The sequence below is a fragment of the Paenibacillus senegalensis JC66 genome (assembly GCF_000285515.1).
GTDB classification, from domain to species: domain Bacteria; phylum Bacillota; class Bacilli; order Paenibacillales; family NBRC-103111; genus Paenibacillus_L; species Paenibacillus_L senegalensis.
Window position 1 is genome coordinate 71,294 of the sequence record NZ_HE610957.1, and the last position, 12,870, is coordinate 84,163.

The 12,870-nt window shown below is 45.9% G+C and carries 14 protein-coding genes; 9 read left to right on the forward strand and 5 right to left on the reverse strand.

Annotation, left to right across the window (positions count from 1 at the left end; all coding sequences use genetic code 11):
• The first annotated feature begins 292 nt into the window (after nt 1–292).
• Together PSHG_RS00735 and PSHG_RS00740 are read left to right on the forward strand one after the other, a co-directional pair.
• The gene (locus PSHG_RS00735; RefSeq protein WP_026021107.1) at nt 293–1,408 is read left to right on the forward strand and encodes a glycosyltransferase; all 1,116 of its coding nucleotides are present in this window, start codon (nt 293–295) and stop codon (nt 1,406–1,408) included.
• Nucleotides 1,409–1,697: 289 nt separating this feature from the next.
• Complete coding sequence (locus PSHG_RS00740; protein ID WP_010268029.1) at nt 1,698–1,886, forward strand: hypothetical protein; 189 nt, start codon at nt 1,698–1,700, stop codon at nt 1,884–1,886.
• A 713-nt stretch (nt 1,887–2,599) separates the two neighbouring features.
• On the opposite strand, the gene PSHG_RS26220 is transcribed toward PSHG_RS00740, so the two are convergent.
• Nucleotides 2,600–3,919 (reverse strand): pyocin knob domain-containing protein, encoded by a 1,320-nt coding sequence (locus tag PSHG_RS26220; RefSeq protein ID WP_010268032.1) that lies wholly within the window; start codon nt 3,917–3,919, stop codon nt 2,600–2,602.
• 630 nt (nt 3,920–4,549) lie between these two features.
• On the opposite strand from PSHG_RS26220, the gene PSHG_RS00750 reads away from it, so the two are divergent.
• Entirely contained in the window at nt 4,550–6,124 is a 1,575-nt protein-coding gene (locus PSHG_RS00750) for a glycosyltransferase family 2 protein (RefSeq protein ID WP_010268035.1), read from the forward strand.
• Between the two features lie 288 nt (nt 6,125–6,412).
• On the opposite strand, the gene PSHG_RS00755 is transcribed toward PSHG_RS00750, so the two are convergent.
• The 4 genes from PSHG_RS00755 to PSHG_RS00770 form a co-directional block, all read right to left on the reverse strand.
• Complete coding sequence (locus tag PSHG_RS00755; protein ID WP_010268037.1) at nt 6,413–7,291, reverse strand: CgeB family protein; 879 nt, start codon at nt 7,289–7,291, stop codon at nt 6,413–6,415.
• A complete protein-coding gene (locus PSHG_RS00760; RefSeq protein ID WP_010268039.1) occupies nt 7,284–8,234 on the reverse strand; it encodes a glycosyltransferase in 951 nt (316 codons plus the stop codon). The genes PSHG_RS00755 and PSHG_RS00760 overlap by 8 nt, the downstream gene beginning before the upstream one ends.
• 17 nt (nt 8,235–8,251) lie before the next feature.
• Nucleotides 8,252–9,346: a polysaccharide pyruvyl transferase family protein gene (locus PSHG_RS00765; RefSeq protein WP_010268042.1), complete on the reverse strand. Its 1,095-nt coding sequence runs from the start codon at nt 9,344–9,346 to the stop codon at nt 8,252–8,254.
• 110 nt (nt 9,347–9,456) lie between these two features.
• Nucleotides 9,457–9,762, reverse strand: coding sequence for a hypothetical protein (locus tag PSHG_RS00770; RefSeq protein WP_010268044.1), 306 nt, complete (start codon nt 9,760–9,762; stop codon nt 9,457–9,459).
• Between the two features lie 175 nt (nt 9,763–9,937).
• Here PSHG_RS00770 and PSHG_RS26225 point away from each other — a divergent pair, with 175 nt between their 5' ends.
• From PSHG_RS26225 to PSHG_RS00795, 6 genes are all read left to right on the forward strand, one after another.
• Nucleotides 9,938–10,762, forward strand: a complete 825-nt coding sequence (locus tag PSHG_RS26225; RefSeq protein WP_010268045.1) for a glycosyltransferase family 2 protein — start codon at nt 9,938–9,940, stop codon at nt 10,760–10,762.
• Between the two features lie 31 nt (nt 10,763–10,793).
• Nucleotides 10,794–11,039: a tetratricopeptide repeat protein gene (locus PSHG_RS29785; protein ID WP_010268046.1), complete on the forward strand. Its 246-nt coding sequence runs from the start codon at nt 10,794–10,796 to the stop codon at nt 11,037–11,039.
• A gap of 172 nt (nt 11,040–11,211) precedes the next feature.
• Nucleotides 11,212–11,502 carry a hypothetical protein gene (locus PSHG_RS00780; RefSeq protein ID WP_010268047.1) on the forward strand — a complete coding sequence of 97 codons (291 nt, stop codon included), beginning with the start codon at nt 11,212–11,214 and terminating at the stop codon, nt 11,500–11,502.
• 22 nt (nt 11,503–11,524) lie between these two features.
• Nucleotides 11,525–11,857 (forward strand): hypothetical protein, encoded by a 333-nt coding sequence (locus PSHG_RS00785; RefSeq protein WP_010268048.1) that lies wholly within the window; start codon nt 11,525–11,527, stop codon nt 11,855–11,857.
• Nucleotides 11,858–11,916: 59 nt separating this feature from the next.
• Nucleotides 11,917–12,282 carry a hypothetical protein gene (locus tag PSHG_RS00790; RefSeq protein WP_235781999.1) on the forward strand — a complete coding sequence of 122 codons (366 nt, stop codon included), beginning with the start codon at nt 11,917–11,919 and terminating at the stop codon, nt 12,280–12,282.
• 23 nt (nt 12,283–12,305) lie between these two features.
• Nucleotides 12,306–12,854 carry a hypothetical protein gene (locus PSHG_RS00795; RefSeq protein WP_010268050.1) on the forward strand — a complete coding sequence of 183 codons (549 nt, stop codon included), beginning with the start codon at nt 12,306–12,308 and terminating at the stop codon, nt 12,852–12,854.
• Nucleotides 12,855–12,870: the final 16 nt, after the last annotated feature.

Sequence of the window (12,870 nt, forward strand, 5' to 3'; positions counted from 1 at the left end):
ATTTAAATAGGCGGGGGAATGACTTAAAGGACTATCATAACTTAAGAGGCCGTACCCGAGGTTATCCAGCCTATCGGGGGCGGTCTTTTTAGCATGCTTTCAATGGGAGTCAAGGATGCATTTGTCGGTAATGTCTGGTTTCACGGGGACTGAGTCGTCATAGCTTATTAACGTACGAAAATAATCAACTTTTGTAAGTTTTATCGTATTTATAGCTTATTCGATTGAACATCTTGGGGTATAAAGACATAAAGTAGAGGGTAATCAACTTTTAAAAATGGGGTGACAACAGGTGCCTACGATCAGCCTCTGCATGATTGTAAAAAACGAGGAACATGTGCTGCACCAATGCTTAAACAGTGTCAAGGATGTCTGTGATGAAATCATCATTGTTGATACAGGTTCCTCGGACCGGACAAAAGAAATTGCCGGGGAATTCACTGACCGCATTTTTGACTTCGAATGGATCGATGATTTTTCGGCTGCCAGACAGTACTCCTTCGAACAGGCAACGATGGATTATATATTATGGTTGGATGCGGATGATATGCTGCTTGACCAGGACAGGACAAAGCTGAAATTGTTAAAAGAAACTTTAGATTCTTCAGTTGATGTGGTTTCGATGCTGTACCATATCGCATTTGATGCTGCGGGCAAGCCAACATTCACTTATAGGAGAAACCGGCTCGTCAAGCGCTCGAAAGGGTTTCGCTGGATTGGTCCCGTTCATGAATATTTAGAAGTCGGCGGTTCTATTATACTTTCAGATATAGCCGTAACCCATAAGAAATCTATGAAACCTGCCACTTCAATTCAAAGTGACCGCAATCTGAGGATTTACGAGAACCGGCTCAAGAAAGGGGAGGCCTTTAGCCCGCGTGATTTATTTTATTATGCGAATGAATTGAGAGACCATCAGCAGCATTTAAAAGCGATTATATATTACCGGGAATTTTTGGCAACGAAAAAGGGCTGGATTGAAGATGAAATACGGGCCTGCATTAATATGGCCAGCTGTTACTACACACTCGGGGAAACGTCCAAGGAGCTTGAATCATTGGTTATGTCCCTGAACTACGATGTTCCGCGGCCGGAGGTTTCGTGCAAAATCGGAGATAATTACAAGGCCAGGAATAAGTATTCACAAGCAATTGTCTGGTATAAACTGGCGCTAGAGGTAAAAGTTGAAGATACCCAAGGGTTTGTGCAGGAGCATTTTTCTACCTGGTATCCGCATCTGCAGCTATGCTTCTGCTATTGGCAGCTGGGGGAGAAGGAGCTTGCGGTAGAGCATAACAACAAAGCAAGGCAGTATCAGCCGAATTCGTCTCAGGTCAAGCATAATGACGAGTTCTTCAAGACCTATTTCGAAAGCGTTGGCGCTAATAAACCGCTTAAGGAGTCATAATGGCAAGGAAGCTGTTTTACAGCGAAGCGGTTAGTCGAACAAAGCTATCAAATTTATCTTTACCCGTCGTATCGGAATGATAAGAATTCTTGCAGAAGACTGTATAAGAAAATCAACGCTCCACAACAAGTACAACTGGAGGCCAAACTGCAGACTGAGCAAGAGCTGATAACGGTCTTATCTTCCTGCGAATTTACTATTAATCTCAAGCACACATCCGAATGTTATTTCGCTTGCCGCGGGCGTTCCCTGCATTGCGGTTCCCTGTCGCTTCAAGGTGTTTGATTTGATGGCTTCCTTGGACTTGAAGCATTTGGCCGTATCGACTGGTGAGAGCAATTCGACGGCTGAGCTGGCTGAATGGATACGGTTAGTCAAGCTGAACCGCAGCGCCACTGTGACCAAGTACCGGGAGAAAGTACAGGTTTATAGACCGTTGTTCGAAGCGCTGTTCCATGAAAAATTTCCGCTAACCTGAATCCATTCAAATAGGTTGTAGGAAACGTTTGATCATTACCAACATTTTGCATGATTCTCATACCAGGCTTCAATCCAGCAAGATATAGAATTTCGAACGTTTAATAATCTATATCTTGGCGCCGCTTGTAGATGCAAACCAGTTATGCAAAATGATTATATAAAAAGAAACCCCCTTTGTTTTATAAAGGGGGTTCTTCGATGTGAGCAGCCCGAGTTGCCATATCGACATATCCGTTATTTGGAAGCAGGAGACTACGCTAGTTTAGTAATAACACTTGCATAATCAGGATTTCTACCGAAACTACAATATAATTACCGGTTACTGCTTTCCTGGCGTTTCGTTCATTCGTAATAACCGATTTTTGGAAACGCCGAATACGGAGCACATCATCGCGACATGAAGCTGCAGGCAGTGTCTGTGGATGAATGGATAAATCAGCGCGGGAAAATAAGTAGATTTCTAGCGCATCTTTTCTGAATACAGTAAAACAGCTCCAGCCGAAAACAACAAAGCTCTTCAAACGAAACTGCAGGATTCGAAGTATGTTAAGACTGCTGCGCCAAGTTTAATATAAAAAACAAGCGCACGAGTAAATTGCACCGCAAATTAAAACCCCAAGAATGTTGATAGTACGGCACTCTTGGGGTTAATTTTAAACTGCGACTTTTCGGACTGATAAGTCCTGTACACCCTAGATTCTTACATTAACATTAGGGCGATAAGCTTCCTAGCTCTAATATGCTTATTGTTGTAAACTCAGTCACATTTGCACTATTATCTAGAGTAAGACATATATCGGTTGGACCGCTGCTCGTATTATAAATAATAGATTTGCTTACGCTAACATGTGGGATTCCTGTTGTATCAGGAGCCTGACTTCGAGCCTCACTTCCATTAATGGTACTGCTGATACCCATATCTGTTATACTCGAAGTGATTTCAGTAGTTGCAGTGTTGGTATACTCAAGGAAATAAGAAATAAGATACATTTTATTTCCATCCAAACTAAAGAGTCCACCTGAGTAGCTTATACCTGTACCATTAATAGTTGCCGGTCCTGTAAAAGGGATAGCTGTATTTGCTGCAATATTAGAGGCGGTATTTCGGGCAATAAAGAGGTTGTTTCCAGTAAAGACTGATCCGTCTGCTCCAGTAGCCCCCGTCGGCCCTGTTACCCCGGTCGCGCCTGTCGGCCCCGTTGCGCCCGTGGCACCTGTCGCGCCCGTAGCGCCTGCGGCTCCAGTAGCCCCTGTGGCACCAGTCGCACCTGTTGCTCCAGTAACGCCCGTGGCGCCTGTGGCTCCCGTAGCCCCAGTTGTCCCTGTCGGTCCGGTAGCCCCTGAACCTGTCGGTCCTGTCGGTCCCTGTTGGCCGATCGGCACCCAGTTCCCCCAGGCAGCACCTCCATTCTGGCTGCTCCGGTAGAACAGTGCCGGATTCGAAATATACAGCTGCTGCACAAAATCCCCGACACGCGATACGTACAGCGTCCATACCTGCGGATGCGCCACGCCCGGAGGACTGCTGCCGTCCGTCGGCCCGGTGCTGCTGTCGCTGTCCGAGCTGTATATGCCCGGGTCTTTGTAATCGTCCAGGCTACTCGTGGACTGCTCTCGCATAAACGGCATAACGCCATTTGACGCATCCAGCGTCACCACTCCAGTCTGGCCGTTAATGCTGATGACGCCGCCCGGCGCCCCGGTCGGGCCGGCCGGTCCTGTAGGGCCACGCAGAGTGGGTATGTTTGTTGCTGTCTTGAGCTTGGAATCGAGCATCATCTCCTGGCGGAAGATCGTATCCAGCATAGCTTGGGTGCTTTTGTTGACTTCGAGTACCTCTTGCAGGGTGGCAGGGGGGCCGCTTGCTCCTTGAAGCGTACCTAAAGCAAATTGAATTTTCTCTCCTTCCGCATTGATGATGTGAGCAAGCCCCAACTCCTCCATTGCGATGGAGGACATCAACAGGTTCACTACATCATCCCGCGTCAGTGTTATGTTCGGAGATATGTTAGGAATATTCGGATTGGACAAATCAAAACCCTCCTTATTAATAGAACTGATCTAATATATGCCGAATAGTCATTCTGGTAAGGTATATGAGCCTAGTAGGCAAGGAAGTTACGCAAATAAGGTGGAAAAATACGGCTGCACTTATGCTTGTACACCGAAACAACAGCTGGCAGCAATAGAGGAGACTATATAATAAAGGGAGGAATACGGTAACAAGCAGCTGGCCCCCAGTAAAGGGGACCAGCTGCTTGTTTAGATAAACGGATTGATCCAGCACAGGAGATGATTGCCTAACCTTAGCTGATGTCGTATGTGCAGGACTAGATTTGAAGTGAGCTGCAGGGGTGATCCAATGAAGGCCAATGGAGAAATAGGTTTGAATAGACCTGATATATCAGCTCAGTCTTTACAGGCCGGCTGCACGCCGGAATTGCGATAGGCTTCCGCTTGCTTACGGTGAAACCGCGTCCGTTCACTATCGTACGTTAAAAAGAAATTTTATCGTTGGAAACGGGAACTCCTCATTATGTGAATGAATAAAGTGGAATAGGTCTACGGGCAATAACGCAGACTCTCCCAATCCCCAATTTACTATAAATCTTACTGCTGGCTGCCGCTATCAATTTTGTATAATGTGAAGGAGGCATTGCAGTGCGCGTACTTATAGGAAGTCCTATCAACCAGAAGCCGTACATTTTGAAACATTTTCTGGAAGTGCTTCGCCAGGTAGAACAAACGTTCATTAAGATCGAATACCTATTTTATGATGACAACGAATCCGAAGAATCAAGTCAAATGCTCCAGGAATTCGCCGAACAGTCAGCTTCCCATTCGGTTTCCTGTCGCTTGCTTCATACGGATCGGTCCACAGCGGCATTATCGGTACGGGGTGAGGAAACTCACTATTGGACCGATGTGTTAATCCAGAAGATTGCGGGGTTGAAAAATAGGATCATAGATTTTGCCGTCAGAGAGGACTTCGATTATTTACTTCTGATTGATTCGGATGTATTGATCCACCCGCGTACGATCGAGCATTTGATTGAAACAAATAAGGACATTGTAAGCGAAATATTCTGGACGCGTTGGTTGCCGGAGGCTGATCCGCTCCCTCAGGTGTGGCTCTCCGATCAGTACACGCTGTGTTCCAAAAAAAGGGGGGAGAAGCTGTCCGCTGCAGAAGAAGCACGGCGCATAGACACCTTTTTGAATCAGCTGCGAAAGCCAGGACTTTATGAAGTAGGCGGACTCGGAGCCTGTACACTCATCAGCAAAAAGGCGCTCGCCGCGGGTGTTAACTTTAACGACATCCCAAACTTGTCCTTTTGGGGGGAGGATCGGCATTTCTGCGTACGAGCTGCCGCGCTCGGTTTCCCGTTGTTCGTTGATACGCATTACCCTGCCTATCACCTATACAGAGATGCCGATCTTGAGGGCGTTCAGAGCTTTAAGCAAGCTAATGGCCTTGAGGTCGATAAAAACAAGGAAACCTCGCTTTATCCGAGATCATCTATCCGAACGACACAGAGAAAGCCGAAATTAACGCTTTCTATGATCATGAGAAATGAAGCGGACCGTTATTTGCGCCGAGTGCTCGTGGAACATCGGGCGTATATCGATGAGGCAGTCATTATCGATGACGGCAGTGATGATCACAGCGTCCGGCTATGCCGGGAGCTGCTGGACGGTATACCGCTGCATATCGTGCAAAACCATACACCGCGGTTCAGCAACGAAATCGAGCTGCGGAAACAACAATGGCAAGAAACAATTCGAACGGAGCCGGAATGGATCCTCAATTTGGATGCGGATGAAATGTTCGAATCCCGATTTAAGGACGAAGTGCGGGCACTCCTTCGCTCCGAGCGCGTAGATGTCTATTATTTCAGATTGTACGACTTCTGGAACGAGAATCATTACCGTGAAGATGAGCTCTGGTGTGCTCACCTGACCTACCGCCCTTTTCTTATGCGATACCGGAAGGACTTTGCTTATACGTGGAAGGAGACGCCTCAGCATTGCGGCCGTTTCCCTGCCAATCTATCCGAACTTCAGGGAGCGGTCTCTTCCTTGAGACTTAAACATTTTGGCTGGGCGAATGAGAAGGACCGCATAAACAAATATAATCGCTATCTCGCTCTTGATCCAAACGGCCAATACGGTTCGACCGCCCAGTATGAATCGATTCTTGACAAAGAGCCACGCTTAATCCAATGGATAGAATAGCTGCAATGATTGCCGGCATATAGTTGACGCTCCTTCAAGATAGAAGCATCGAGAGGATATTTTCCTATATGGATGAATGTCCTCTCCATTAGTTGTAAAACAGTGGACATGCGGTTTGCGTTGCCTTTCTTCCTGCACAAAAAAAAGCTGCGGGCGAAAGAGCCGCAGCGTGTGTCATAAAAACACTAGAGTAGGTTGGGAGGAATCAATAAACAAGAAATAACAAAAAGCAAGAAAACGAAGATTTTCAAGGTTAAAGTAAAAGCAGTAATTGAGCTTGCAGTTTGGCTACTGTAACGCATCAATTATATTGACAAGTTCGCGGGCTCTATGGCGATACGTATGATTGGCCAGCAGATGCTGGTAGCCGGCGTTAGCGATTTTCTGAGCCTGGTCCAAATTGTTCAAGTAATAATCAATGTGATCCAGCAGTTCATCGCGGTTTTGAAACAGGACCAGATGCTTCTTATCTTCGAATAGCTGTTCCATACCGGGGACATAATCTGACAGGACCAGTGCGCCGCAGCCCATTCCTTCGAAAAGCCGCATATTAATGCTGCTGCTCCAGTCTGCTGTTACATTAATGACAATTTTGGAACGGCCGTATACTTTAGCTAATTCATGGAGATAAACGTTGGAACGGAAGGATAGCGAGCACTTGTCGTGGAAGCGGGTTTTTATCGCTTTTATCGCCATAATGCGATCTAGATAGTTAGTTGTATCCAGGTTTCCAATAAACGAAATATCCGTGGTGCGCTGCACCAAAGGATCCGTATAATTGAAAATATCTACAGTCATCGCGAATGGGAAAAAACGAACCGGTACGGGAAACTTATCTGCTAAATGCAGAGAATGAGCCATCAGCACTATATCCGTTTTGTAAGAACGGTTCAACATAAGATTAGTTTGCAGACGATTCTCTCCATGGGTAACCCAGAACAGCTTCGGTACCTTGACCTGTTCAATGTTCTTTACCTTGACCGGGGGCCTGGACGAGCTTTCTACAAATAATACAGCTGTGTATTTCGACATATTCAACTGCCTGAAATCGATTTCGCCAGAAAGCTGATCTACATGCCAGCCAATCTCATTCAGCCCGTCCTCTAAGTAACTTCCCGGTGAAAATTTTGTTTTGCCATAGCACATAAGGATCCTGTTCTTACTCATGTTGCCCGGCCTCCTTGGAGTCTCTAATGATTTGCTTGATCGACTCAAGAAACTCAGCTGCTCTTTTTCTGGTAGAGTGCTTCTGCCGGATCATGTTCATTCCGTTTAGAGCTATTAGGCTTCTTTCCTCTTCATGGCGCAAATAGTAGTAAGCCTTCTCCTCGAAATTATGTTCATCAATTGCAACAAAATTCACCCCGGGAATGAAACCCAGATCACCTATTTCCGGCGAGTAGGGGGCCATTAATAAGCTGTTGCAGGCTGCGATCTCGAAATATTTCATGACCGGATAATGATAGATGGAATTGCAGGTAAAACAGATTTTTGCTTTATTTAGCTCCATAGCGTATTTCTTTCCAACCTTTGCCGTCACATCCTGATCATCGATTTGACGATAGCCGGGATGCGGCAGGTGCATAAATTCAGGTCGTTCAGCCAACCGTTTGACGATAGTGGTTCTGAGTGGGTAGTAGGGCTCAATCAGGGCGCCCGTCATTAAAAGGTCCGTCTCTTTGTGAAGGTCATAATCAGTGAAAATGTCTGTATTGGCATGGTGGGGAAGCCATCGCATTTGCTTGGAGAATTCGGGATACCATTTAAGGAATCGGTCGCGATAATGAGTAAACACGTACCGGACCTCTTCATCATGCAGAACTTGCTTTCTTCCCGGATAATTATAATGCAAATCATGCAGACCGACAGCGAAGGGCACGGGTAGGTCCTTCAGTCCGGTGACGACTGGCGAACCGTTCTCGAGGTAATCGTTGAAGTAAACAAAATCCGGTGTTACATTAATCGACTCGATAATATCCATTATCCTCCCCGAGGAGTGGGACACCTGCAGATCGGAGATTCGGGCTAGCTCATTTACAAAGTAATAGGAAGCCGGGACTGTGTATTTACGATCGTCCCTCGTCATAAAGAGTATTTTTAATTTGTCCACCACGATCCTCCTCTTTGTTAAACAAACAAGCCTAGCTCGAAAGGCTCGCTGATTCTCTTTGCGTACTGATTTCGATGAGATGCCATTTTTTCCACAATTTGCGTTCGTTCGCTCGCAAGTTGTTCCTCCAATGTTAGGATGTGCTCCTTGATTTGCTCAGAATCGGTGGGAACCACATAATCCTCTAATTCTACGGATTTGGCAAAGTCAAATACTTTAAACCGATAGCCAAGGGCAATAAATGGCACTGCCGCTGCTAAAGAAAGATAATTGGAATGAAGTTTGAAATTAATGGTGAACGAGAAATCTTGAAGCAGAGACATGAGTTCATTCTGATTATACAGAGTAGGGTCGTATACGACCGTTCCGCTGCCGCGGATTCGGGCATATAGTCTTTCGGTCGCCTCCCGATCAGCGTTCCACAATAAGTAGAAATAGACGGCGTACCCTTGGCGGAGCAATTCCTGCAGCGCCTGCGCCAGCTCATCCTCCACTTTCAATTCGTCGGCACCATATAGGCGGTTGAATGTTGTCCCCCAATTCACGCCAATGATTGGTTGATTCCCGGACAAGCTCCCGCGTTTCTCAACCTTACTCATATCCGGCATCAGTAGGAAGGCAGGGTCACCGCTTAGTTCTACGTGCTCATGCTTCACACCTAATCGTTCTAACAGCGATAAAGTGTACGGTCCCCTGACACCTGCCCAAGCGCAAGCTTTAAAAACTTCCCTCACCTTATCCTTCCATCCTGCGGAGACGGGCAGAAAGAGCTCATCATTATTCGCAAGTGCGGGGATATAGGAGCGAGGAACCCAATCGATTCCGGAACCCCATATCATCGTTTTTTTACCAAGACTAACTGAACTGAGCAACGCATCAATCACATATTCGTCAATTAAGCGCTGCGGCCCGCTAAGAACCGATCCCCCGCCAAGAACAATCAGGTCATAAGAAGCTAGCGGAGCGTTAGCCAAATAATGCTGTTCATTGTTTACGACATCGATTGCATACGTATTTCCCAATTCGGAAGCCTTTTGCTTAAACAGATCAAACATTAATTCATCGCCCAGATTGCGGTATCCAATCCATCCGATGTAAAGAACCTTCTTCAATTGTTCATCCTCCTAATAAAGCTAGCTAATCTGATGATTGCCATGACCAGTCTGACAAAAACTGCTTTAAAGCTTGCGTGTCATCGTAATAGAATAACGTTACTTGTTTATCAGTTATTACTCAATAGTGATAACACATGTTTAAGTTTGGATTCCAGGATAAGCTCTTCCTTAAACACCGTCTCCAACATCTCTCTAGCGCTATCATTAACCGCCAAAATCTCCTTGATGCCAAACCCTGGATTCGTCACACAGGGCAATGTCCCCAGAGCGTACTGGATTTTCTCGCCTTCCGCATTGATAATATGGGCCAGACCCAGTTCCTCCATAGCTATCGACGCAAGCAATAAATTGATGGCCTGATCCCGGGAGAGGGAAATATTTGGCGTAATATTGGGCAAATTTGGGTTGGACAAAACGACTCCTCCTAGCATGAATAGCTCACATTGTAGCTTATGCCGTATATTCCGCCAATGTTAAAAATTCGTACGTTTATTTTCTGCTAAGGAAGGAATGACCCTTTCGGTAACCACATAAACATGGTTAGGGCGTTTAGATGCATCCATAGCTGGACAAAGGGAGAGGAGAAGCATGAAGCGGCTATCGCTATGCATGATTGTCAGGAATGAAGAGCGGCATATTCGACGCTGCCTGGAAAGTATGGGGAATGTAGCGGACGAAATAGTGGTGGTTGACACCGGTTCCACCGATCGCACTGTGGAAATTTGTCAGAGCTTTGGTGCAGAGGTACATGTATTCCCCTGGAACGACAGTTTTGCAGATGCGCGTAATTATGGTCTTGAGCGGGCAGCGGGCGAGTGGATTATTTATTTGGATGCTGATGAGGAATTAGAGACTGGGGACCGCCCCAAGCTCAAAGATGCAATTATTAGCCAGGAGGCCGATTTGCTGGCGGTTCGCATACTGAATTACAGCGGCAAAACGCCTGATCTTAATGATGCATATTTTATCGAGCAGTACCGGATTTTCCGCAAAGGACTTGGACTTCAGTTCAAACAGGACATTCATGAAATGCTAAATGTGGAAGAGACGCGTCAGCGGCTTACCGCTGCTAGTCTTCCTATCACTATTCACCACTACGGTTATCTTGAGCAAGCAGCCGAATTAAAACGAAAGCATATGCGTAATTTGCGCATTTTGGAGAAGGAGATGGCCAAACCGGAACATAGTCCATGGATCGAATACCATGCAGCAAGCGAGTACTACCGGATTGGAAAATACGAAACCGCTCTTCGGTATGTTAATCAAGCGATCCTGATGTTTCTTCAGGCGGGTACGCTGCCTCCATCACTGCTGTATAAGTTGAAGTATGAGATGCTGCTATCGCCCGACAAGGCTCATCAGGCACTGGCAACGATTGATTTTGCGATCCAGAATGTATCCCGACTATGTTGATTTGTATTATTCCAAGGGGATTCTTCTATATTTGGTACAGCGATACAAGGAAGCAGTGAATACATTCGAGCACTGTTTAACCATGGGTGAATCAAACCTGCGCCATCTGACGATGAACGGGGCAGGCAGTTTTAGAGCATGGCATTATATGGGGAAGTGCTGGGCGGAGCTTGGAAATTGGAAGAAAGCGGAGAAATGCTATATTCAATCCTTGGAGCTGGCCCCGACATTTGCCGAAGCAGCCGCTGATTTGCATAATCTGAGGGGTGATCACTAGTCCCGCAAATTTGCTGGCGCTTCTAATTTCGCATCAAGGCATAACTAGTTTTGACATGAATTTGAATTTAAGGTCTAAATTCAAAGATTTCCCCGTATAATACAATAATCCCATAATTTCATACGTTTACATGGAGTCTTAAATAAATATGACCGGTGAGGGGGTTATGAATATGGAATATCCTCCTGATTTGACGTCTCAACCGACTATTTCCTCTTTAATCGCCTCGATCGCTCTGGAGAGGCTTTCGATTGTCGAGGCTGTCCATGCGGAAACGGAGAAGCTGTACAGCAAGACGGACGCAGTTGTATCCGGGGCACCCTATTCCGAGAAAGTGGAGGACCTGCTTCAGCTTAACGATCATTTGGACGTCATCATGAAAGCCGTCATCAGCAAGGAAATTTACATTGAAGGAATTATGGAGATTATCGATAAAATTGTTGAGAAATCAGCAGCAAGGTAAAAGGGAAAGGAGCAAACCAAACATGTCATTGCCTAATGTTCCGGATATTGATCCGAATATCACGATAAGGCGGGAGGATGCGATCAATCTGCTGCTAACTTCCATTGCGATGGAAGAGATTGGCCTTTCCCATATTATAGAAGCCGAGGGAGAAAAAATTCAGAGGGTGGTCAATGACCGGAGCCTATCTTTTTGCGATGTATTAAAGATCAATGACAGTGTGGAACGCATTCTGAGAAACGTCATCCGAAACCAGATGCTGCTGCAGTTTAAGCTGGAAGATGTCCTTAAACTCGACGCGAAATTGACTGGCGAACTACTGGAAGAATTGGAGGTTGAGGAATATGAGGAGTAACGAGAATTTGTTGGATGCCTCACCTAAAAACCAGGAGAGGTTCAAGCCAAGGGGGGACTATGATGTCTTCAGTGGACGACAATAAATCTAGTCTGTCTTGCACTTACGACCAGGCAATGGTTAACCTGCTTCAATCCATTGCCAAGGAAGAAGAATCGATCTCCAAGCTAATACGGACCGAATCGGATAAAGCCATGGCTTTCACAGGTAAAAAACTGGATTTCCCTACCCATCCGTCGAATTCTGAAATTATCCAATACAACCAGACTTTGATCCATCTTCTAGATTCCGTTCTGATGTCCAAGTGGCTGCTGATGAAAAAGCTGGATATGGTGCTGCACCATCGAACTGAAGCTCATGGAGTGCAGCTTGACGAAGATTATCAAGCACTGGATGATATGGAAGATTTGAGGATCGATTATTAAATGCCGTAGCAGAGGATACCCCTATGAAGACAATAAACTTTGACCCTTCACTTCTTCACTTGACAAGAGCTCTTTTGCATCTTATCCAGGGGTTGATGCAGGCAGACTTGAAGAAGAATGAGAGAGCGTTACTGGAATATCAAATCGTCACCCTGCTGCAAACAACAATTCAGTTTCATTCGTTGTCAGCCCGGATCTTGAGCGTGCTGAAGCGGCTGGTTCATAAACCGCGGCCGTACAATGGGAGTGAAACTCATATACCGTATACGGAATTGACATACATAATAACGTTAATTACGGAACAAACCGAGCGGGTTGCGGAAGCGGATGAATCGGAATTCAATATGCAGCTGACGGAATGCCTCGAAGCTTTACATCGATTCTATGCGGAGGATTCTACTGCAAGATACGCTTCGCAGCCATTAACAATCCCCCTGAAGAAAAAAATTGAGCCTGAAACAAGAAAGCCTGTCTCGGGATCAGCTGCAAACGCGGCTCCTGTCCTCCTAATTCCAAGAGAAATAATCAGGGTCAAGATCGGCCATCAATCGTTTAGTAAAGAGATTCCATAAAGGAACCCGGCGGAGC